The organism is Streptomyces sp. NPDC026575 (genome assembly GCF_055567415.1).
On the sequence record NZ_JBVHQM010000021.1, the window covers coordinates 96,747 to 117,949 of the forward strand.

Sequence of the window (21,203 nt, forward strand, 5' to 3'; positions counted from 1 at the left end):
CTGACGGGGAGGCTTCACTCCGGTCGAGTGGTGTCGAGATGGAGGAGGGCAAAGCGTGGATATCCCGGGAGCGGATGGCGTCCTTGTGGAGGGCCTGAAGGAGGGAATCGAGGAGTCGGTCCCCTTTGAAGGCAACGAGGTGACGCCGGAGACGTTGGAGGCCCATAAGGAGAACGTGGGCGGGTTCCTGCATGGCAAGTGGAAGCAGGGAGTACTGAAGGGCAGCTCTCCCGAGGAAGCGTTCTCTGTGCAGTGCGACGAGAAGAACAACCCGCCGGCTGCCCAGGCTGAGGGCATCGTGACGTGCGACATTGCCATCGCTCCGACCCGCCCCGCGGAGTACGTAGTGTTCTCGATCTCGCAGAAAGTCCTGAAACCGGCGTGAGTATGCCTGCGGGTGACCGGGCGGGGGTGCAGGATGGTGCTGTGTTTTTCCGAAACTCCCTACGTGCGTACGCATGGGGAGAATCGGGAAACGAGCAATGCTCAGGACCTGTGGATCGCCTCGGGGAGGACGTACCTTCCCGAGTGATTGATCGATAGGTCACCGAGCAAGACCGGTGTTCGCAGCACCGGCCGGGAAGGCACGTCCTCAGCGTAGTGAATGACGACGGCACCACGGCCAGCGGCTCCTCCCTGATCGACGAGATCGTCCGACAGCGAGGTGCTGCCCCTGCCCTACCTGCACGGCCTGTCCTCCGGCGACTTCGTGCCCGCGCTGGAGCAGTTCGTGGGCAGTTCAGCCGGGCTGTCTCCAGCCACGGTCACCCGGCTGACCCAGCAGTGGCAGGCCGACCACGCCGCGTTCATGGACCGCGACCTCGCGGAGGTCGACTACGTGTACGTGTGGGCCGACGGCATCCACCTCAACGTCCGCCTGGAGGAAGCCAAAGCCTGCGTGCTCGTCCTGGTCGGCGTGCGTGCGGACGGCAGCAAGGAGCTGGTCGCGCTCAAGGACGGTTACCGCGAGTCGGACGAGTCCTGGGCGGACCTGCTGCGCGACTGCGCACGCCGGGGAATGCGTGCCCCGGTCCTGGCGGTGGGCGACGGGGCTCTCGGCTTCTGGAAGACCCTGGCCGAGGTCTTCCCCGCCTCCCGGCATCAGAGGTGCTGGGTTCACAAAACGGCCAACGTGCTCAACGCCCCACCTCGTCGCCCTCGTCCGAGTCGGGGCCCGCTTCGAACGCGTCCAACTGGTCGAGCGTCCCGCCACCGTCGCGGCATAGGGTCTGATGCACCATGACCGACCATCACACCTACGGCACCAGCGCCCACACCGCCGACGACCTGGTCCGGCTCGTCAGTGACTGTCTCGGGCTGGTCTTCACCGAGCGCGACAGCGACTACCGGGGCGTCTACCACCTCGCCAGCAGCCCCAACGGACGGGTCGAGATCCAGCCCAACCCGATCCCCGGCGACGACGGCGAAGACGACCTCTACGCTCCGGAACACCCGTCGGCCCAGGTGCTGTTGCTCACCACCACGCCGGTTGCGGACCCCGCCATGCAGGCCCGCCTGGGCTCCATCGAAGGGCTCATCCACCTGAACCACGAGACCGTGTGAACAGCTGCTGATCCACAGCTCTTGACAATTGCTCTCGGGAAACCCGTCACCACCCTGCATCCGGCTCTGGCTCCGGTGAGCGGCTGTCGGAGAGCCTCTGGATGGCGGGTTTGTCGGTGCGCATGTGCCAGACCACGCCAGTGCTTGAGGACGCTGATGTAGCGGCAGGATTACCAGGCGAGGCCGGTGCTGAGACCTGGATGGATCAGGCGGTGTCGTGGCTTGTCGTCGGCGCATTCGGCGTTGCCGTCCGAATGGGTCCTGTGGAAGAAACGCCGGGCCCCTGGGGGCCCGGCGCCGGCCGGGGTGGCTCCCTGCGAAGCGTGGTGCTCCGGGCGAGGGGTGCCTCAGTGGAGGCTCGTGAAGAACTTCCCGAAACGTTCGAGGCTGAGGGTGCCCACCTTCTTCGTGAAGGCGCCCACCGTGTCCCATTCGCCAATGGTCTGGCCGACATTGGCGGTCAGCGCGGTACCAGCGGCCGTGTCCTTCGCTACTTGGTCCACGGGGGTGGCCCATTCGACAGCCGTGGGTACCTGCGTGGCCAGGGCAACCGCCCCCTGCAGCACCCTCCCGGGGATCTTGCTCTCGATGACGGTGCCGGTGACCACCTTGGCGCCCTTCTTGCCCAGGTAGTCGAACACCCGGCTGGCGTCGGATGCGCTCTTGCTGGCGATCGCCCCGACGAGCGCCCGCCCGCCATCGCGGACGATCACGTTGGCGACCTTGTTCAAACGGGCCGCCGCCCACGCGCCCTTCGCCCCCTTGGCCACTGAGCCGACGACGGGAAGGGCAGACAGCACATCCGTTGCGAGCGTGACGCCATCCGCGAGGTCCACCTTCCCCTTGAGGGAGATGGCCTTGGCGTGCAAGCCGAGCGACACACCAGCGGTGACGACGGCGATCGGGCCCGCGATCAAAGACAGCCCCGGGATGAACGTACAGACGCCCGCGACGGCACTGACCATGCCGAGGACGTCACCCCAAAAGCTCCAGCGGTCGATCTCCCGCTGCTTCGCCGCGGCCAGCTCGGCGGCCCACTCCGCGGTCTTTTTGTAGAGCCACTGCTCTTCCTTACCCCGGGTCTCGATGACCTTGGCCAGTTCCCGGTCCACGAAGAAGCACTGCAGCTGGTACTCCGCCTGCACGGCCAGGGCGATGTCCACCAGGTCGTACAGCCGCCCGTCGGGGATGCGCGCGGTGGGGTAGCCGTGGTCCTTCAGACGCCACAAGTCCATGTCGAACCCGGAACCCTTGAAGGACGTGTCCTCGGGCCTCTCGTTCCCTTGCTCGTCCCAGGGGTTGGAGGCGAACGCGTTGCTGCGCCAGCCGAGCTCGCGGGCGATTTGGGGGTCGTGGAAGTCGATGACGCTGTGCAGGGTGTGGATGCGACGGAAGGGAGGTTGGGGGTAGGTGCCCGCATGCGGGTCGGCGTACGTCTCGTACATGCGGGCCAGAAGGTCCTCGACGGCGTTCACGACGGGGCGGGCGGCATCCGCGACGGGCTTCGGCAGGAAGTCCTCAGCGACGTCTCCGGCGAAGTCAATAGCGCCCTCGGCGCGCTTCGCGAGGGGCTTGAGGCCCGAAAGCGCCTTGAAGCCTGTCCCGGGCCCGTCAGCGGCACCGGGCTCGTCGTCGGCAGTGGGCTCGTCGTAGTCGAACCCCGTGTCGCCTCCCTGGAGATCCTCGATGTCCTTGTTGACAGCCTCCGTGACCTTCGCCATCGCGGGCGTGTCTTTGATGTGTTGCGCGAGCACACCATCCACGAGGCGTTCGCTCTCGCTCACCCGCCAATCCTCGTGGTACCCCCAGGGCACCCGCCCCTCCTGGGAAGCGTGAGGATCGAAATACGAAGCCGCCTGTTGCCACTTGGCCACCACATCCTTGGCCACCTGGTCTCGCTTGTCATCCGTGAACGAGGAGGCCGCTGCATCCCACGGCCGGTGGGTGAGGACGATGTCGACGACGCGGCGGGCGGCGGCCTGATTGAGCGAGGCGATGAACGCCTCGGCATTCGCGCGGGCCTGGGGAGAGGAAGCGACGTAGGCGCGGTACTGCTCGTCCAGTCGTTTCAGGGCGGCGATGATGCGCTGTTCCTGGTAGGTGAAGGAGCGCAGGAGCTGGCTGATGCGGTAGCGGTCCGCGTCGTGCAAAGAGCCCGGGTCCCAGCCCCACATATGCACCGCTTCGCCCTCGTTCTCGACGAACCGGTTGAGTTCCTTGTGTGCGGCCTGCACGACCAGGTCGTGCACGGAGGCGTTGTAGCCGAGGTTGGGCAGCTGGGTCTTGGCTTCGCTTTCCAGTGTGTACAGCGACTTCGTCATGGCGAGTCCTTTGTCCGTGGCGGCAGTCGGATTCAGGTGAACTTGATGGTGTTGCAGACGCCGGCCAGGATGTCGACGTAGTGGTCCCACTCGGCGACGTTCTCGGTGGAGATGGAGAAGTCCGCCATCGCCAGCCGGCCCGGGACGGGCACGAAGACATGCAACTGGCGCACCACGGTGGGCGGGCCGCCGTTGGCCAGGAGGTTGGCCGGTTGGTCGACCTTGCTGTCCTGGGTCAGCAGCACCACGCGCCCCGTGGGCATCCGGGAGACGCCGACCTCGGCCTCGGGATGGATCGCCCCCAGCGTGCGTGCCAGGCGGTCGACCGTTTCCTCGTTGTTCAGCTCGCTGGGCCGGGCGACGACCGTCAGCATCGCCGAGCTCAGGTGCTGCTGCTCCGGCGGGGCGTCTCCCGGCGTCTTGGCCAGCAGGACACCGGCGTAGACGGCCCCGGCCGCGGTCAACACCTCATACATCGTCTGCTGCGCGAGGACGGCGTGGGCGAGCTCCTCCTGCGACGGCGGGGGGTCGAGCTTCCCGAGCCGTTCGAGCAGCTGGTTGGTGTTCTCCTCGGCGGAGGCCAGGAGGTCCAGGGACTGGAACTCCTGGGGGACGGAGAAGGTCAGCGGCAGTTCGACCCCGGATGCCGTCGAGGGGACCCGCTCCAGCGTCCACTGCCGGTAGGCGTGGGTGTCTTGGTGGTCGTCGTAGATCTCCGCCTGGGCGCCCGCCGCGTCGCTGTGGCCCACGATGTTGAGCCAGCGCCCGCCGACCACGCACTTCAGCGTCCAGACATCACCACCCGGAGCCGCCTCCTTGGCCAGCTCCCACATGTAGCTGTCTTCGTGGTCCTGCTCGTAGACGAATTCTTCCAGTCGGGTGCTGGCATCACCGCTGTGCCCGGTGGGGTGCAGGTACGACTGCCGCCGCTGCATGTTGCGCAGCATGAACCGCCCCTGGGCGTTGCCCTGCCGCAATTCCCACAGCTGTGTCTTGCGCTCCTCCCCCTCCCGCAGAGGCTGCATCTCGACGGTTCCGTGCTCCGCACGGTCCGGATTCGGCTTCCCGGTCATATACAACCCGGTCTTCTTGCTCTTGATCAGGTACTGACTGCCTTCCAGCAGCTCGCTCACAGACACCCTCCCCTGTCACTCTTTCGGAGCAATAACTCCACCGAGCCATGGGAGGCGTGTAAAGACCGTTGCCGCGAAACAGGGCAAGATCAGCCAGCGCCAATTAGCGTGCGAATCAGGCCCAGGGCAGCGAAGGCAATCGATTCCCGATTTCGGGGCGCCCTGTCCGTGTGCTGCGATTCCGCCTGCGCTGGAGTGACAGCCGCAAGGTTGTCCGAGGGGGTTCCGAGCCTTTCAAGCCAACCGTCGACACGAGGGGGCAGTTGAGGTGCTTCGGCGCTGACCTGATCACATTCCCCTGATCGAGTGATGCCATCGAATGCACCCTGCTGTTGCGGCGAAGCATCCTGAACCGGCAGCCCATCCCGAAGTCGCAGATCATCGCTGAGTGGTGCGACTGCGGGGCAACGCAACGCACCCCAGCATGGCCCTGATCCCCTTCGGCGGCGCGCGCATCCCCTCCGTCGCGGCCGTGTGGAACGGCCTCGCCATCGCTCAGTGTCTGCTGCCGGCTTGCGGGCGCGTCTGTGTGAAGCGCGCTGAACCCTTAGCAGCGAAAGCCGTGCTGCTAACGGCGCTTCCACACGCCGACCGGTGGCACTCATAGCCGGGTGTTCAAGGCCCAGAACATCAGATGGGAACCGTCATGAGAGACAAGGCTGCGGCAGGGCGACGGTCTCTGCCGCCGGGAATAGCCAGTCCCGTTTCCTCCCCCCGGTCCAGCAGGTCAACGCCAACTTTCGATTACGTGGTCCCGGAGCTGGAGTTCCCTCTGCCCGCACCCGGTGAACCGCTAGCCGCGCTACGGGCCGAGCGTATCGGGGAGAACCTGATGTCCTTCGCCTCGGCGGCCGACGGAGTCACCTTGCTGATCTCCAGCCATGTCATGGCCGAAGCCGATCGCGCCCGAAGCGGGGCGCGCGCAGGTCAGAGCCTCATCGTGGAGACGGTGTGGACGACCGGGTGGGTGCCCCGGCTCCTCGTAGCTCACCATGATCCGCTGGTAACGGATTCGGTGCCTTGCTCGTGATCAGGACTGAGGTGTCTTCCGGCCCCATCACGGCGATGCTGGAGAGTGCGCCTCGGTGGCTCACTCGCACCCTGCGCGATCTCAGATCGTGGTCCGTGGTCCTGAGTGCGCCGGTCGAAGCGTCCCCCGTCGTGATCGGTGAAGAGACCGCCTCAGCAGGTGCGGCCCTTGGGTCTCCGCTGGTCGGCGGCTTGGTCGGACAGCAGTCGCAAGGCATCGGCCGAGGCGGGGTCGTTGGGCGTGTAGACCTCCAGCCGGTGGTCGGGGCTCTCAGGTTGGAGCCACACCTGGTAGTCGACGTCGACCCCGCCAACCGTGGGGTGCTGTAGGCGCATGGTGCCCACAGTGCAGTCCGCGACGTCCGCCTTGGCCCAGAGTTCGGCGAAGTCGCGGCTGCGCATGGCGAGTTCGCCGATCAGTTCGGCCAACCGGGCGTCGGTGGGATACCGGCCCGCGGTGAGCCGCAGGTAGGCGGCGTGTATTCGGGCGAGTTCGGACCAGTTTCGGTGCATGTCGCGGGTGAGGGAGTCGAGGAAGAACATCCGGGGGATGGACGGTCGTCGCGCGGGATCGTGGGGTGCGTCGAAGTCGATGTGTCCGGCGACGAGGGCATGTCCGGTGCGGTTCCAGGCCAGTACGTCGCCGCGGCGGCCGAGCAGGACGGCCGGTATGGTCTCGCCCAGAGAGGCCAGGAGCGCCAGTACCCGCGGATGCGGCCTTTCGGGCCGGGGGCGGACGAGGCGCGGTGGGGCGGACTGTCGGGCGAGGTTGTGCAGGTGGGCCGTCTCGACCGGATCGAGCTGGAGCACGCCGGCGAGCGCATCGAGGACCTGCTGGGAGGCCGTACCGGCCTGGCCTTGTTCCAGCCGCGTGTAGTAGCCGGCGCTCACGCCGGCGAGGTGGGCGAGTTCCTCGCGGCGCAAGCCCGGTACGCGGCGGGCGGCACCGTACATGCGCAGGCCGACGTCGGCGGGTGTGACCCGGTCGCGGCGGGTCTTGAGATAGGTCCCGAGGCTCTCCAGTTCCATGCCTTGGAGCGTAGGCGCCACGGTCCGCCCCTGAGTATCCCTGCCAGGTGTACCCATGGCGCGGGGATGGTTGCCGGGCGGGCGGTGCCGCACCGTCAAAGGCATGGACGAACAGCGTGTTTCTCACTCGCCGGGCCTGCGGGCGTGGCTCGGTCTGCTGGTGGTACTCGGGCCGGTGCTGCTGGTCGCGATGGATGGTTCGGTTCTGTTCCTGGCGATGGCCAAGGTCTCCGAGGCGCTGTCGCCGACCGCTGATCAGGCGTTGTGGATCCTGGACGTCTACGGGTTCGCCGTCGGGTCCCTGCTCATCGCGTTCGGGAACATCGGGGACCGGTACGGCAGGCTGAAGCTGCTGATGACGGGCACGGCGGTGTTCGGCGCAGCCTCGGCGGGAGCGGCGTTCGCCCCCGGGCCGGAGCTGCTGATCGCCTTCCGGGCCCTGATGGGTGTGGCCGGTGCCACGCTGCTGCCGTCGGCGCTGGCCGTACTCAGCGAACTGTTTCCCGACTCGCGCCGGCGGGCGAAGGCGATCGGCATCTTCGCCGCCACGTTCGCCGCGGGCTTCGCGATCGGTCCGGCCATCGGCGGGCGGCTGCTGAGCAGCTTCTGGTGGGGGTCGGTCTTCCTGGTCAATCTCCCCGTCGTGGTGCTGTTCCTGGTCCTGGCCCCGATCCTGCTCCGCGAGGTACGTGCCGCGCGAACCGGCCGCGTCGACATCCTGAGCGTGGTGCTCTCCACCGTGGGCATCCTGCTGACCGTCTACGCGATCAAGCATGTTGCCGCGGAGGGGCTGACCGCGGCCCCGACGGCCACAGGGATCGTCGGCGTCGCGGCGCTGGGGTGGTTCGTCCGGCGGCAGCATCGCCTCGAACACCCGCTGATCGACTTCCGCCTCTTCCGCGACCGGGTGTTCACGATCGCGGCCCTGACCGGGTTGCTGCCGCTGGCAGCCTGGTCGGCAACGGCCTACCTCGGCGGGATCTACCTCCAGTCCGTCCTCGGTCTGACCGTCATGGACGCGGCTCTCGTCGCTCTCCCCGGCGCCGCTGTGCTCACCGTGACCTGCATCGCCACACCTGCTGTGGTCGCACGTATCGGCCCCCGGGCAGCGCTCATCGCCTGCCACTTCTTCATCGCCGCCGGCATGCTCGTGCTGCTGGCGCCCGGCGCCTCCGGCGGCATCGGCTGGTACGTGGCCTCCACCGTCATCGCCGGCATCGGCTACGGCATCTCCTTCAGCGTGGTCGCCGACATCGCCGTCGCCGCGGTGCCCACGGAGCGCGCCGGATCCGCGGCAGCGATCGCCGAGACCAGCAATGAGATCGGCAACGCCCTCGGCATCGCGCTCCTCGGCTCGCTGGCCGCTGCGGTCTTCCGACTCCAGGGCCCCGACCTCGCCGGCACTCTCAACGAGACGCTCCGGACACCCGGCCTCACGGCCGCAGCGGTCAGCGATGCCAAGGCCGCCTTCGTCACCGGTCTGCACGCCGCCGCCGCGGTCGCAGGCATCCTCCACGCCGCACTCGGCGCCTTGGCCGTGCGCTACCTGCCGAGGGCCTTCACCAGCCCCGACGACGCCTGTTCGGCACCCCCGGCCCAGGACATCGTCGAAGTAGGCGGCGTCCGGGGATCCCTGCCGACTCCACGCTGAGTGTCCAGCCGGGGGCGGCGGACGGCCTCGTGGCCGGCTCGGGCGAGACCGGATTCGACGCATGAGCGCCCATCCGGCCGTCCTTCTTCTCGTTCGGGTGACGTTGCCGTCAGCGCCCCGCTCGGGCTGGTAGACGTGGACGAGATGACCTGATTCGAGGAGGCCGATGTGCCCGCCGGTGTGTGGACGGACGAGGTGCTGGACCGGATGCGGGAGACCGGTGATGCGGCGGGCGACGCCGCGATCGCCGAGACCTACGAGCTGGGGAGACAGGAAGAGGTACGGCGGGCGCTGCTCGGGTTCGGCAAGAACAGCGACACCTTGCCCGCCGGCCTGCCGCCCCAGCTCCAGCGGTACTTCGAGCAGAGCTCCGTACTGCCCGAGTGGGCCGACCGGGAGCTGATCGAGCGCGGTCGCACCCTGCTGGGCCGCTACGAGGCGCTGGTCGTCTCGACACTGCTGTGCGCCTCCCTCCCACTGTGCTACGGCTGCGCGGACGGGGCCCAGGTGCTCGCACGTTCACAGCGCCTGACCTCGGGGGTGTACCGGAGGCTGATGGAGACCTCGCAGTTCGTGGTCGACGTCCTCGACGACGGGGGTCTGGGACCCCGGGGGCGCGGGCTCCGCTCGGCACAGAAGATCCGTCTGCTGCACGCCACCATGCGGTACCACGTCGGCCGCCAGGACGACTGGAGCCGGGCTTGGGGGCTGCCGGTCAACCAGGAAGACCTGGCCGGGACGCTGATGAGCTTCGCTGTCATCATCCCGCGAGGGCTTGTGCGGCTGGGCGTCGACCTGCCGCCCGAGGACCGCGACGCCTTCTTCCACGTCTGGCGCGTCGTCGGACACGTCCTGGGGGTCGACGACCGGCTGAACCCGCCTTCCTACGACGACGGCGCGGAACTCTTCGACACCATCCTCAGGCGCCAACAGAAGTCCTCGGCGGCCGGTATCGCCCTGACCAAGGCCGTACTCGACTTCATCCGCGAAGTACTGCCCGGCCCGGCCTTCACCGGAACCGGGCCGACCCTGATCCGGCACCTCATCGGTGACCAGGCCGCCGACCTCGTCAAGGTCCCGCCTGCGGACTACACCAAGACGGCGCTCCAGGCCGGGTCCGTGCTGAACTTCGGCTACGGGAAGACGGGCGATACCGCGCCCCTTGTGGCGAAGGCGGCGAGCGAACTGGGCCTGGTCGTCTTCAAGAACGGCCTGCGGTTGACCAACAAGGGGCGGCGCCACGAGTGGCAGGTTCCGAACGGGTTGACCGAACCCCAGCCGTCCTGACCTGGGAGCCGCCCTCCGACACCGCGGCCCGCCGGTGACACCACCGGCTGCTGGCCTCGTCCCGGGCCGCCGCCCCTGCCCGGAGCAAGGTCCGCGCAGGTCAGAACCGCACCGTCGAGACGGTGTAGACGACCGGGTGTCCCGGCTCGTCATAGCTGACCATGATCCGCTGGTACGGATGCGGTGCCTTGCTCGTGGTCGTCGTGCCCGCCCAGGGCCAGTCGACGCCGAAGTCCCAGCCGACCTTCGCCGCCTGTTCGGGCGGAATGGTCTTCAGGCCCTTCTTCAGGGCGGCGGTGCTGGTGCCGACGGCCTTGAGGTAGTGCTCCAGGCCCCAGTCGTTCGTCCGGAACTGGACGAACAGCGAGCTGGTCTCCCAGGAGTTGGTCTCGTAGTACCAGACCGGGGTGGAGCCGATCGGGACCGGCACGTTGTAGATCCGCTGCTGGACCTTGGAGGGGAAGGCGTTGGTCAGGCCCGTGGCGGCGGCCTCCTGCTCCTTGCCCTCGCCGCTGTCGCGGCTCTGCTCGGCGGAGATGACGATATAGCCGGCCGGGATCGCGATCAGCAGGAAGACGATCAGCGCCATCAGCACGGGGCGGCGGCGCTTGTCCCGGGGCGGCGGGGTGGGGAGGTGGTCGTCGTGCATGGTGGGCGACTCGGTTTCGGTCATCGGCGGCCGGCCCGTTCGTAGCGTTCGTAGCGCTCCACGCGCCGGCGGTTGGCGCGGCGGAATCGGCGGGCCACCAGGCGGGCGAGATCGGCGGCGCCGACCATTCCGGCCTCGGGGCCCAGCTGGGCCTTGGTGATGGCGGCTTCGGGGCGGTAGCCGCGGCCGGTGAGGTGGCGCCGGAAGGCGTCCCTGGCCGGGGCGATCAGGAGGTCGTCGGCGGCGCTGACACCACCGCCGATGACGAAGCAGGACGGGTCGAGGGCGGCGGCGAGGTTGGCGATGCCGACGCCGAGCCACTGGCCGATGTCCTGGAGGAGTTCGACGCACATCGCGTCGCCCTCCCGGGCCAGCTCGGTGATCAGCGGCCCGGTGATGTCGCCGATGCGGCCGCCGACCCGCTCGATGATGTTGTACGCGACCGGGGAGTCGGCGGCGGCCAGCTCCCGGGCCTCCCGTACGAGGGCGTTGCCGGAGCTGTACTGCTCCCAGCAGCCGCGGTTGCCGCACGGGCAGCGGTGGCCGCCGGGGACGACCTGCATATGGCCGAATTCGCCCGCCACACCGTATTTGCCGCGCTTGACCGCGCCGTCCTCCAGGATGGCGCCGCCGATGCCCGTACCGAGGGTGATCATGACGAGGTGGTCCTCGCCGCGGCCGGCGCCGAACCGCCACTCCGCCCAGGCGGCGGTGTTGGCGTCGTTGTCGACCATGACGGGGACGGCCAGCCGGCCGGCGAGCCGGTCGCGCAGCGGCTCGTTGCGCCAGTTCAGATGGGGGGCGAAGAGCACATTGGAACGGTCGGCGTCGACCCAGCCGGCCGCGCCGATGCCCACCGCGTGGACGTCGTGCCGGTCGGAGAGGTCGAGCACCAGCTCGGTGATGGTGTCCTCGACGACCTTGGGGCTCTTGGACTTGTCCGGCGTCTCGGTGCGGACCTTCTCCAGGATCGTCCCGTCGGCGTCGACCACGCCCGCCATGACCTTGGTGCCGCCGATGTCGATACCGACGGTGGGCACACGGGGGGCGGTCAGATGCGAGCGCCGCTCGCGGGTGCCGACCGTGCGCAGCACGGTGGCCCTCGCGGATCCGCGGTGCACCCGGTCCCGGTACATGCTCATCGACCCACCTCTTCGCCGTTACGGTCGCGGCGGCTGCGTGCGCGCAAGAGTCGTCTCGTCCCTGCGGGTCTCGGGAGGCCGGGGCCTCGATGTACTGGTTCGCTGCGATTGTGCATCACCGGGGCCGTGCGGCGCACCGCGCACATGCCTCCGCGCCCCGCGGCGGACCACGGGGCGCGGAGGCGGGGGCCGGTGATCACTCGGGCCGGTGACCGCCGGGGAATTCCGGTGTCGCGGTGCGGGACAGCTCGTGGCTGAGCTGTTCCAGTTCGCTGCCGCCCGCCATTTGGCGGGTCAGCTCCTCCAGGGCGATCTCCGACTTGGCGTGGCTGCCGGCCATCGTGCCGCGCTTGAGGAGGACGAAACGATCGCCGACGAGGTAGGCGTGGTGCGGATTGTGGGTGATCAACACCACGCCGAGCCCGGCGTCCCGGGCGGCCGCGACGTACTTGAGCACGACACCGGACTGCTTGACGCCGAGCGCCGCGGTCGGCTCGTCCAGGACGAGGACCTTGGCGCCGAAGTAGACGGCCCGGGCGATGGCGACGCACTGCCGTTCACCGCCCGAGAGGGTCCCGATCGGCTGGTCGACGTCGCGCAGGTCGATACCCATCCGCAGCAGTTCGCTGCGGGTGGTCTCGCGCATCGTGCGGACGTCGAGCCGCTTGAAGGGGCCCACCCCCGTGGTCGGCTCGGAGCCGAGGAAGAAGTTGCGCCACACCGGCATCAGGGGGACCACGGCCAGGTCCTGGTAGACGGTGGCGATACCGCGGTCCAGGGCCTCGCGCGGGGAGGAGAGGGTGGTCTCCTCGCCCTCGATGGTGAAGGTGCCGGCGTCGTGCCGGTGCAGCCCCGCGATGATCTTGATGAGGGTGGACTTGCCGGCGCCGTTGTCGCCGAGCACACAGGAGATCTCCCCCGCGTGCACTTCCAGGGACACACCCTCCAGCGCCTTGATGTTGCCGTAGAACTTGCTGACGTCCGTCAGCTCGACCAGGGCCGTCTTCCCGCCCTCGGCGGTCTTCTTGTCCAGGTCTGTCATGACTTCTCCTCCGCCCGCTTGCGGACCCATGCGTTCAGGAGTGTGGCGAGGAGCAACATCGCGCCGAGGAAGAACTTGTACCAGTCGGGATTCCACTGGGCGTAGACGATGCCCTTACTGGTCATGCCGAAGATGAAGGCACCGACGGCGGCACCGATCGCCGAGCCGAAGCCGCCGGTCATCAGACAGCCGCCGACCGCCGCGGCGATGATGTAGAGGAACTCGTTGCCCACCCCGTCGCCGGACTGGATCGCGTCGTACGAGAACAGCAGGTGCTGTCCGGAGACCCAGGCGGCGAAGGCGACGCCCATATAGAGGCCGATCTTGGTCTTGGTCACCGGGACACCGACCGCCCGTGCGGCGTCGGAGTTGCCGCCCACCGCGAAGATCCAGTTGCCGACGCGGGTGCGCAGCAGGATCCAGGTGGCCACCGCGACCAGCGCGATCCACCACAGGATGGTGATCTGGATGTCGACGCTGCCGATCGTCAGATGCGAGGCGAAGAGCGCGCGGGCCGACGCGAAGCCCTCCATGTCGGCGATGGACTTCGTGGAGACCGTGCCGCTGATCAGCTTGGTGAAGCCGAGGTTCAGGCCCGTCAGCATGAAGAACGTGCCGAGCGTGATGATGAAGCTCGGGAGCTTCGTACGGGTCAGCAGGATGCCGTTGAAGACCCCGATGGCGAGGGTGACCAGCAACGACACCCCGACGCCGACCCAGGTGTTGGCCGTCATCTGGTAGCTGAACATCGACGAGATCAGCGCCGAGCTGACGACCATGACACCGGCCGAGAGATCGAACTCGCCGCCGATCATCAGCAGCGCCACCGGCACGGCCATGATGCCGATCGTTGACGAGGCGTACAGCACGGTGGAAAGGCTGGACGCCTGCAGAAAGGGTTCGGCGGTCAAGGAGAAGAAGAGGAAGACGGCGGCCGCGCCGACGACCGAGCCGAGTTCGGGGCGGCCCATCAGGCGGCGCGCCAGGGAGCGGTGCAGCAGGCGTTCGTCGGCATGCTTGGCCGGCGGGCCCGCGGGCTGCAGAGGTGGTGCGTCGGTGGTGCTCATCGTGTTCCCCGCTTCGTGTATTCCTGCAGCGCGGCGGCGTCCTTCTTGGTGATCACCTGGGGGCCGGTGAGCACCGGCTTGCCGCCGCCGAGAACGTCGGAGTTGTACTTGTAGAGCCAGAGCAGATCGACCGCCTCGTAGCCCTGCAGATAGGGCTGCTGGTCGACCGCGAAGCCCAGCGAGTCGTTCTTGAGGCCGTCCGCGACCTGTGCGTTGAGGTCGAAGGTGTCGATCTCGGCGTCGCTGCCGGCCTGCTCTTTCGCCTTGACCGCGGTGGCGGCGAAGGGCGCACCGAGTGTGACGACGGAGTCGATACCGCGGTCCGACTGGAGCTTGGACTCGATCGAGGACTGAACGTCGGGCATGTTCGTGCCCTCGACGTAGAGCTTTTGAAGATCGCCCTTGAACGTCTTCTCGGCACCGTCGCAGCGCTGCTCATGGCCGACGTTGCCCTGCTCGTGCAGGACGCAGAGCGCCTTCTTCCGGCCGCGCTTGTTCAGTTCCTCGCCGACGGCCTCGCCGGCCACCGCCTCGTCCTGGCCGATATGCGTCAGCGCGCCGAACGCCTTGGACTCCTCGGCCCCGGAATTCACCGTGATCACCGGTATACCGGCCTTCTCGGCCTTGCGGACGACGTCCTTCATGGCGTTCGGCTTGGCCAGCGAGACGATCAGTCCGTCGACCTTCTGGTCGATATAGGACTGCACGAGCTGGCTCTGTCGGCTGGCTTCCTTGTCGTGCCCGTAGACGAACTTGATGTTGTCCTTGGCGGCGGCCTGCTCGGCGCCGTTCTGCACAATGTCCCAGAAGGTGTCGCCGTCTCCCGAGTGGGTGACCATCGCGAACGTCCACCTGGGGGTGTTCACCGCGGCCCTGCCGCCGGCGGCCTGGGCGGCCCGCTCCTCCTCGGCGCGCTTGCCTCCGGTGGCGCTGCATCCCGCCAGCGAGGCGCCGAGCGTCGCCGCCACCACGGCGCTCACGACGCGTCCCCTTCTCCGAACCCTTGCCACGAGGACTTGCCCTTCCCGCTGATGTCACGCTGTGTTGGCTGTATCGGCCGTGTTGGCTGCGCCGGCCGTCCTGGCTGTCTCGCCCTTCCGGCCCCGCCGGGCCGTCCTGGCTGCGCCTTCACGGTGTCGCACGCCGGTACCGGGCGGCCGGCTCCAACCGACCAAGTATCCGTTACCGGCGATCTGTACCGGTTCATCGGGTCCCGCCTTCCGTTACGGCTTCACCGGGTCCCGCGCCCGGTGTACTCCTCCAGCTTCGGAACGTCCTCCTGGCCGACCAGGGCCGGGCCGGTGAGCACCGGCTTTCCGCCACCGAGCACATCGGCGTTGGTCTTGTTCAGCCAGAGCAGGTCCACCGCCTCGTAGCCCTGGAGGTAGGGCTGCTGGTCGACGGCGAAGGCGACGTCCTTGGCCTTGAGGAGCTTGACCACGGCCGGGTTCAGGTCGAACGTCGCGACCTGTGCGTCGCTGCCCGCCTCCTCCTTGGCCTTGACGGAGATCGCCGCCATCGGGGCACCGAGCGTGACGATCGAGTCGATGGACTTGTCGGACTGCAGCTTGGCCTCGACCGAGGACTGCGAGGCCGGCGCGTTGGTGCCGTCGACGTTGAGGTTCTCGACCTTGCCGTCGAAGCCCTTGCGGACGCCCGCACAGCGGTCCTCCAGGGACACGTTGCCCTGCTCGTGGATGACGCACAGGACCTTCTTGGCGTGCCGGCCGGCGAGCTCCTCGCCGACGGCCTGGCCGGCCACCGACTCATCCTGGCCGATATGCGTTAGCGCGCCGTACGCCTTGGAGACCTCGCCGCCCGAGTTGATGGTGATGACCGGGATGCCCGCCGCGACGGCCTTGCGGACGGCGGCCTTGACCGCCTCCGGCTTGGCGAGCGTGACGATCAGCCCGTCGACCTTCGCGTCGATGTAGGACTGGATCAGCTGGGCCTGCTTGGAGCCCTCTTTGTCGCTGGCGTACAGAAACTTCACATTGTCCTTGGCGGCGGCCGCCTTGGCGCCGTTCTGGACGATGTCCCAGAAGGTGTCGCCCTCGCCGGAGTGGCTGACCATGCCGATGGTCAGCCGGGGCGTACCGGCGCTCTTGCCGCCGCTGCCGGACGCCCCGGGCTTGCTTTCGGAGCCCTTGCCCCCGGAGCTGCTGCATCCGGCGACCAGTGCGAGGGCCGCCACCAGGGCCGCCGCGCTGAGGACATTGACGGGTCGAGCCATACGTACGTTTCGCACGCCGATCATCGTGGGACCGCCTTTCTCCCGGCCGCCTGAATGCGGCTGGAGAGAGTTCTAAGGCGCGTACGGAGCCACGTCAATACTTTGTCCGAACATTCTGACGCGGGCATGCGTCATATCGGGGCATAGCTGGATGCATCAACCCTCCGCACGGGCTCAGTGCAGGCGCCGACCGGACTCCGGGGAAGGACGAGAAGAAGGATCGACCGCCCGGCAATCCCGACCGAAAGCACCCCGGAAAACACCCGCAGAAAACCCCACGAAAACACCCCGAAATCACGATGAAGACACAACGGGGACACAACGAAGGGGCCGCCGGACTTTCCGGCGGCCCCGATCACGATGTGCCGACGCCGGCCCTTGCAGAGCGCTCAGGGACGGACCAGCAGCTGGAATTCGAAGGCGTAACGCGAAGCCCGGTAGACATGCGAGCCGAACTCGACCGCGCGCCCGGTGTCGTCGAACGTCGTCCGCTGCATCGTGAGCAGCGGGGCGCCCTCGGGCTCGTCGAGCCGCTGCCCCTCCTCGGCGGTCGCGGCCCGGGCGCCGACGGCCTGCCGGGCGCTGTGCAGGGTGATCCCGGCCGACCGCATGAGGCGGTACAGGCCGGTCTCCTCCAGCTCGGCGGTCTCCAGCTTGAGCAGTCCGGCGGGCAGGTGGTTGCGCAGATGGGCCACCGGCTCACCGTGCGTCAGCCGCAGCCGCTCGACCAGTGCGACCTGAGCGCCCTCGGCGATGCCCAGCGCGGCGGCGACCTCGGCGTCGGCCTCGGTGGTGGTGTTGAGCAGCACCCGGGTGGCCGGCTTCTGCCCGGCCGCCTCCAGGTCGTCGTAGAGGCTGCTCAGCTCCAGGGGCCGCTTGACCTGGCTGTGGACGACCTGGGTGCCGATGCCGCGGCGGCGCACCAGCAGCCCCTTGTCCACCAGCGACTGGATCGCCTGCCGCACGGTCGGCCGGGACAGCCCGAGCCGGCCGGCCAGCTCGATCTCGTTGCCGAGCAGACTGCCGGGGGCGAGCCTGCCGTTCTCGATCGCCGCCTCCAGTTGCTGTGACAACTGGAAGTACAGCGGGACCGGGCTGCTCCGGTCCACGCTGAACTGGACGGGGCTCTCGGCGCCCAGGGCATCTTCTGTATCGCGTTTCCCCACGCTGGCGAGCGTATCCGCCCCGGCAGATGACGGGAAGTCCAGAGGTCACATTGTCCGGACAAGGACTACTACCGAGGGTCGTGCTCGGCCGCACCGGGCGGCGCCTGCGCCCTTCCCCTGCGCGCCGATGGCCGCTTCTGATAGCCAGAGAGGCCCCGTACCGAGCACCCCGACCGAGGAGTCCCCGTGTCCGTACGCCGCGTCGTCCCCGACATCCGCTCCGACGCCCTGGAGGAGAGCCGCACGTTCTACGGCCTGCTGGGCCTGGAGGAGGTCATGCATCAGGGCTGGATCATGACCCTCGCCTCCCCCGCCCACCCCACCGCACAGCTCATCTTCATGACCGAGGACCGCACCGCCCCCGTCACCCCCGACATGAGCATCGAGGTCGACGATGTGGACGCGGCGTACGCCGCCGTGCTGGCCGCCGGCGCCGAGATCGTCCACCCCCTCCAGAACGAGGAGTGGGGCGTGCGCCGCTTCTTCACCAAGGACCCCAACGGCCGGATCGTCAATGTGCTGAGCCATGCGACGGAGCGCGGCACGACGGCCTGACCCCTCCCGCTGCTTCGGCTACTTCATCCACTCCTTCTCGTACGCGCGGTACGTCCCGTCGTGCGTGGCCAGATGGACCCACTGGTTCACATAGGCCGTGAACTCGGTGTCGGCGCGGGGCAGGGCGTATGCCTTCTCGGAGAAGGTGAAGGGCTTGTCCGGGTGGATCGAGCAGAGTTCGGGGTGGATCTTGGCCTGGTAGCGGGTCTCACCGGCGTCGGTCATCATCACGTCGGCGCGGCCGGCGATGATCTCGTCGAAGATGGTGGTGTTGTCCGGATGGACCTTGAGGGTGGCCCGCTTGATGTGGGCGCGGGCGAACTCCTCGTTGGTGCCGCCGGGGTTGACGATGACGGTGGTGCCCGGGCGGTCGATCTGCTCCAGGGTCCGGTACCTGTCCTGGTCGGCGCAGCGTGCGATGGGTGTCTTGCCGTCCGTGCGGGTCGGCTCGCTGAAGGAGACGGCGCGGGCGCGCGGGAGGGTGATGGACACCCCGCCCATGGCGATGTCGCAGCGGCCGGCCGACAGGTCGGCGACGAGCCGGGACCAGGTCGTGGCGACGTAACGGGGCGTGGCGTCCAGGCTCTTGGCGAGGTCCTGGGCCATCTCGATGTCCACTCCGCGGTACGTGCCGGTGCTGGGGTCCAGGTGGGTGAAGGGGCGGTAGTCGCCGGTGGTGCAGACGCGCAGTACCCCGCGCCGCGGGACGGTGTCGAGGGCCGAGACCTTCTTGCCGGCTCCGGACAGGGCTCCCCTGGACGCGGCGGGGGCCTCGGAGGCCGCCGGGGCGGCGGCGGTGACGGCGAGCAGACAGGCGAGGGCGGACAGGGTGGCGGCGCGCTTCATACGGGCTCCGGTGGCTGCTGTGACTCCTGGTCGGGCGGTCACGCGCTCAGCCACGGTGCGCGCCAGGGCGGGAAGCGGCGCGCACGGCGGCGTGATCACATGGCCGAAGCGCTCAGCGTGACAGAGCCGAGGGCCGCGGTGAACCCCTCGACCGGGCGGTGGGGCGGGGCCGCCACGGAGTCCTGGCCGGGCGGGGCCGTCAGTCGTCGTAGAGGCCCGCGGGGGCGCGGCCCGGCTCCTGGTCCGGAGCGGCCTCGGCGAGGCGGGTGAGGAGTTCGGCGGCGCGCTTGGCGACGGTGTCGCGGTCGCCTTCGGAGAGCGCCGAGCCCATGCCGACGGCGACCGCACCGGCGGCTATCCACTCCGGCGCGCTGTCCAGCGTCACCCCGCCCGTCGGCAGCAGCGGCACCTGCGGCAGGGAGGCGCGGATGTCCTTGAGCCAGGACGGTTCGTGCGCCGAGGCGGGGAACAGCTTGAGGGCGTCGGCGCCCAGTTCGAGGGCGCGGACCATCTCCGTCGGCGTCGACACTCCGGGGAAGACCGGGACGCCGTAGCGGTGGCCCGTGCGGATGACCTCGGCGTCCAGGATCGGGGAGACCAGATAGCGCGCGCCGGCGTCGACCGCCATCCGGGCCGACACCCCGTCAAGGACCGTGCCCGCGCCGATGACCGCGTCATCACCCAGCTCGCGGGTCAGCGTCGTGACCGCCTCCAGCGCGAAGGGGGTGGTCAGGGATATCTCCAGGCTCGTGATGCCGGCGGACAGCAGGGTGTCGGCGGTGGCGCTCGCCTCGTCGTACGTCGTGCTGCGGACGATGGCGAAAACGCGCTGCGCCAGTGCGGCCCGGGTGATCTCCCATCGATACACGGCAGTTCGCCGTCCTTCCTTTTCTCCAGCGCCTCATGCCGACTCGCCAGGCCCACGGCGGATACGGCCTTTACGGGGCGCGCCGCAGCAGTTGACCGCACATGGTCCCTTGTCCGCCGATGCCCGCCCGCTCCTCGTTTCTACCGAAACGCTACCGGGAACCACTGACAATCCTGCCTCGGGGGTGCGCCCCACGCGCCCCTTCTGCCAAGAAGGCGAGAATTGGCAGGTAAAAGGGGGCGCACAGCACGACGGCGGCCGGGGTGCGTGTGCACCCCGGCCGCCGCGGGTAGTTCGCGGGCCGCTCTCAGCAGCCGCGGTCGACGAGGTCGAACGACGCGTAGTGGTCGGCGGTGTAGTAGTCCTCGTTCTGCTTCTCACCGGTCACGATGCGACGCGCACCGCGGTCCGGCGAGCCCGGCGTGATGACGGTGTACTCGTGGTAGTAGCCGGTGTTGTGGTCCGGGAGGATGCCCTCGCGGTTGTCGAACACCGTCCCGTCCTTCGGGAACGGGAAGGGCCCGCCCTTGGCGATCAGGTCGAGGGTGTCATGGGCCTGCGCGGGCAGCTTGGAGTAGCAGATGTCTCCGACGGCCTGGACGTGCACGGTCGTGGCGTGCGCCGTCGCGGCGTACGGGGCGGCCGGGCGCGCGGTGGCGACGGAGGGCGTGGCGGCGACCGCGGTCCCGCCGAGGAGAAGGGCCGAAGCAAGGGCGCCGGCGGCGCCGATCCTGGTGATCCGTGGGGGGATTCTCATGCCTCCCAGAATGACGCGCGTAGACATGCCCCTGTCAATGCCAAATCATCGAAGTTTCCCGGGAGTTCACAAGGCGACCCCAGTTCGCCACCCTGAATGTCCTGATTCGACCGGTCGGGGCCGGGGCCGCCCCACGGGACGCTTCGCGAGCCGCGTCGCTCCTCGGACGGGACTTTGCCTCTGAGGCAAGAACTTTGCCCGAGAGGCGAAGGACGGTTATACCGGGGATATGACCGAGCTCCCCGACGAGCCCGCCGGCGCCCCGCCGGAGGATCTCCCCACCGTCGCACCGCGCCTTCGCGACCTGCGACGACGCAGTGGTCTCACGCTGGAGGCCGCGGCCCGGCTGGTGGGGCTCTCGCCCGCGCACCTGTCGCGGCTGGAGACCAACCGGCGCCAGCCCTCGCTGCCGATGCTGCTGGCGCTCGCGCGTACGTACGGCACCACGGTATCCGACCTGCTCGGCGAGACCGTCCCCGAGCGGGACCCGATCGTGCGGGCCGCCCGCGCGCAGCCGTCGGAGGCCGGCGGCTGGACGTACTGGACCGTGGGCGGCGCCGGGCGGGCGATGCAGGCGCTGCGGGTCCATGTGCCGCAGCAGGCGCAGGGCGAGCTGGTCCGGGTGCACCCCGGCGAGGAGTGGCTGTACGTCCTCAAGGGGCGGCTGCGGCTGACGCTCGGTGCGGCGGTGCAGGTGCTGGACCCGGGCGACGCCGCGCACTTCGACTCGCTGACCCCGCACCGTATCGCCGCCGCCTCCCGGGGCGGTGCGGAGCTGCTGTTCGTCCACACGCTGCTGCAGAGCGGCGCCGCCGAGCTGTGCCTGGGCGGCGATGTGCCGCGCCGTGGCCTGTGACCAGGGAAG

The 21,203-nt window shown here is 68.9% G+C and carries 19 protein-coding genes and 1 pseudogene; 7 read left to right on the top strand and 13 right to left on the bottom strand.

Annotation, left to right across the window (positions count from 1 at the left end; genetic code table 11):
* Window positions 1-55: 55 nt before the first annotated feature.
* From ACZ4NB_RS27255 to ACZ4NB_RS27265, 3 genes and pseudogenes are all read left to right on the top strand, one after another.
* On the top strand, window positions 56-385 hold the full coding sequence (locus tag ACZ4NB_RS27255; protein ID WP_467665597.1) for a hypothetical protein: 330 nt from the start codon (window positions 56-58) through the stop codon (window positions 383-385).
* Between the two features lie 273 nt (window positions 386-658).
* A pseudogene (locus tag ACZ4NB_RS27260) lies at window positions 659-1,165 on the top strand (IS256 family transposase); the annotation flags it as partial.
* 74 nt (window positions 1,166-1,239) lie between these two features.
* On the top strand, window positions 1,240-1,563 hold the full coding sequence (locus tag ACZ4NB_RS27265) for a hypothetical protein (RefSeq protein ID WP_467665599.1): 324 nt from the start codon (window positions 1,240-1,242) through the stop codon (window positions 1,561-1,563).
* A gap of 347 nt (window positions 1,564-1,910) precedes the next feature.
* Here the strand turns inward: ACZ4NB_RS27265 and ACZ4NB_RS27270 are convergent, their stop codons facing one another.
* The 3 genes from ACZ4NB_RS27270 to ACZ4NB_RS27280 all read right to left on the bottom strand — a co-directional run bounded on the left by ACZ4NB_RS27270 (window position 1,911) and on the right by ACZ4NB_RS27280 (window position 7,075).
* The gene (locus ACZ4NB_RS27270) at window positions 1,911-3,884 is read right to left on the bottom strand and encodes a hypothetical protein (protein ID WP_467665601.1); all 1,974 of its coding nucleotides are present in this window, start codon (window positions 3,882-3,884) and stop codon (window positions 1,911-1,913) included.
* A 32-nt stretch (window positions 3,885-3,916) separates the two neighbouring features.
* Entirely contained in the window at window positions 3,917-5,017 is a 1,101-nt protein-coding gene (locus tag ACZ4NB_RS27275) for an RICIN domain-containing protein (RefSeq protein WP_467665603.1), read from the bottom strand.
* A gap of 1,182 nt (window positions 5,018-6,199) precedes the next feature.
* The gene (locus ACZ4NB_RS27280; protein ID WP_467665604.1) at window positions 6,200-7,075 is read right to left on the bottom strand and encodes a helix-turn-helix domain-containing protein; all 876 of its coding nucleotides are present in this window, start codon (window positions 7,073-7,075) and stop codon (window positions 6,200-6,202) included.
* Between the two features lie 103 nt (window positions 7,076-7,178).
* Between ACZ4NB_RS27280 and ACZ4NB_RS27285 the strand changes: the two genes are divergently transcribed.
* A complete protein-coding gene (locus ACZ4NB_RS27285; protein ID WP_467665605.1) occupies window positions 7,179-8,726 on the top strand; it encodes an MFS transporter in 1,548 nt (515 codons plus the stop codon).
* Between the two features lie 168 nt (window positions 8,727-8,894).
* On the top strand, window positions 8,895-10,013 hold the full coding sequence (locus tag ACZ4NB_RS27290; RefSeq protein ID WP_467665607.1) for an oxygenase MpaB family protein: 1,119 nt from the start codon (window positions 8,895-8,897) through the stop codon (window positions 10,011-10,013).
* Window positions 10,014-10,113: 100 nt separating this feature from the next.
* On the opposite strand, the gene ACZ4NB_RS27295 is transcribed toward ACZ4NB_RS27290, so the two are convergent.
* From ACZ4NB_RS27295 to ACZ4NB_RS27325, 7 genes are all read right to left on the bottom strand, one after another.
* The gene (locus tag ACZ4NB_RS27295; RefSeq protein ID WP_467665609.1) at window positions 10,114-10,686 is read right to left on the bottom strand and encodes a hypothetical protein; all 573 of its coding nucleotides are present in this window, start codon (window positions 10,684-10,686) and stop codon (window positions 10,114-10,116) included.
* Complete coding sequence (locus tag ACZ4NB_RS27300; protein WP_467665611.1) at window positions 10,683-11,804, bottom strand: ROK family glucokinase; 1,122 nt, start codon at window positions 11,802-11,804, stop codon at window positions 10,683-10,685. Before ACZ4NB_RS27300 ends, ACZ4NB_RS27295 begins: the two co-directional genes overlap by 4 nt.
* A gap of 196 nt (window positions 11,805-12,000) precedes the next feature.
* Window positions 12,001-12,846: an ATP-binding cassette domain-containing protein gene (locus ACZ4NB_RS27305; protein WP_467665613.1), complete on the bottom strand. Its 846-nt coding sequence runs from the start codon at window positions 12,844-12,846 to the stop codon at window positions 12,001-12,003.
* Window positions 12,843-13,913: an ABC transporter permease gene (locus ACZ4NB_RS27310; RefSeq protein WP_467665615.1), complete on the bottom strand. Its 1,071-nt coding sequence runs from the start codon at window positions 13,911-13,913 to the stop codon at window positions 12,843-12,845. The genes ACZ4NB_RS27305 and ACZ4NB_RS27310 overlap by 4 nt, the downstream gene beginning before the upstream one ends.
* Complete coding sequence (locus tag ACZ4NB_RS27315; RefSeq protein ID WP_467665617.1) at window positions 13,910-14,923, bottom strand: sugar ABC transporter substrate-binding protein; 1,014 nt, start codon at window positions 14,921-14,923, stop codon at window positions 13,910-13,912. Before ACZ4NB_RS27315 ends, ACZ4NB_RS27310 begins: the two co-directional genes overlap by 4 nt.
* A gap of 221 nt (window positions 14,924-15,144) precedes the next feature.
* Window positions 15,145-16,170, bottom strand: coding sequence for a sugar ABC transporter substrate-binding protein (locus tag ACZ4NB_RS27320; RefSeq protein WP_467665619.1), 1,026 nt, complete (start codon window positions 16,168-16,170; stop codon window positions 15,145-15,147).
* A 365-nt stretch (window positions 16,171-16,535) separates the two neighbouring features.
* Window positions 16,536-17,255, bottom strand: a complete 720-nt coding sequence (locus ACZ4NB_RS27325; protein ID WP_467665687.1) for a GntR family transcriptional regulator — start codon at window positions 17,253-17,255, stop codon at window positions 16,536-16,538.
* Between the two features lie 243 nt (window positions 17,256-17,498).
* On the opposite strand from ACZ4NB_RS27325, the gene ACZ4NB_RS27330 reads away from it, so the two are divergent.
* Window positions 17,499-17,867, top strand: a complete 369-nt coding sequence (locus ACZ4NB_RS27330) for a VOC family protein (protein WP_467665621.1) — start codon at window positions 17,499-17,501, stop codon at window positions 17,865-17,867.
* Window positions 17,868-17,885: 18 nt separating this feature from the next.
* Here ACZ4NB_RS27330 and ACZ4NB_RS27335 read toward each other — a convergent pair whose 3' ends face one another.
* From ACZ4NB_RS27335 to ACZ4NB_RS27345, 3 genes are all read right to left on the bottom strand, one after another.
* Window positions 17,886-18,713, bottom strand: coding sequence for a transporter substrate-binding domain-containing protein (locus ACZ4NB_RS27335; RefSeq protein WP_467665623.1), 828 nt, complete (start codon window positions 18,711-18,713; stop codon window positions 17,886-17,888).
* Between the two features lie 199 nt (window positions 18,714-18,912).
* On the bottom strand, window positions 18,913-19,581 hold the full coding sequence (locus tag ACZ4NB_RS27340) for a bifunctional 4-hydroxy-2-oxoglutarate aldolase/2-dehydro-3-deoxy-phosphogluconate aldolase (protein ID WP_467665625.1): 669 nt from the start codon (window positions 19,579-19,581) through the stop codon (window positions 18,913-18,915).
* 307 nt (window positions 19,582-19,888) lie between these two features.
* On the bottom strand, window positions 19,889-20,338 hold the full coding sequence (locus ACZ4NB_RS27345) for a ribonuclease (RefSeq protein ID WP_467665627.1): 450 nt from the start codon (window positions 20,336-20,338) through the stop codon (window positions 19,889-19,891).
* A gap of 229 nt (window positions 20,339-20,567) precedes the next feature.
* Between ACZ4NB_RS27345 and ACZ4NB_RS27350 the strand changes: the two genes are divergently transcribed.
* Window positions 20,568-21,194, top strand: coding sequence for a helix-turn-helix domain-containing protein (locus ACZ4NB_RS27350; protein WP_467665629.1), 627 nt, complete (start codon window positions 20,568-20,570; stop codon window positions 21,192-21,194).
* Window positions 21,195-21,203: the final 9 nt, after the last annotated feature.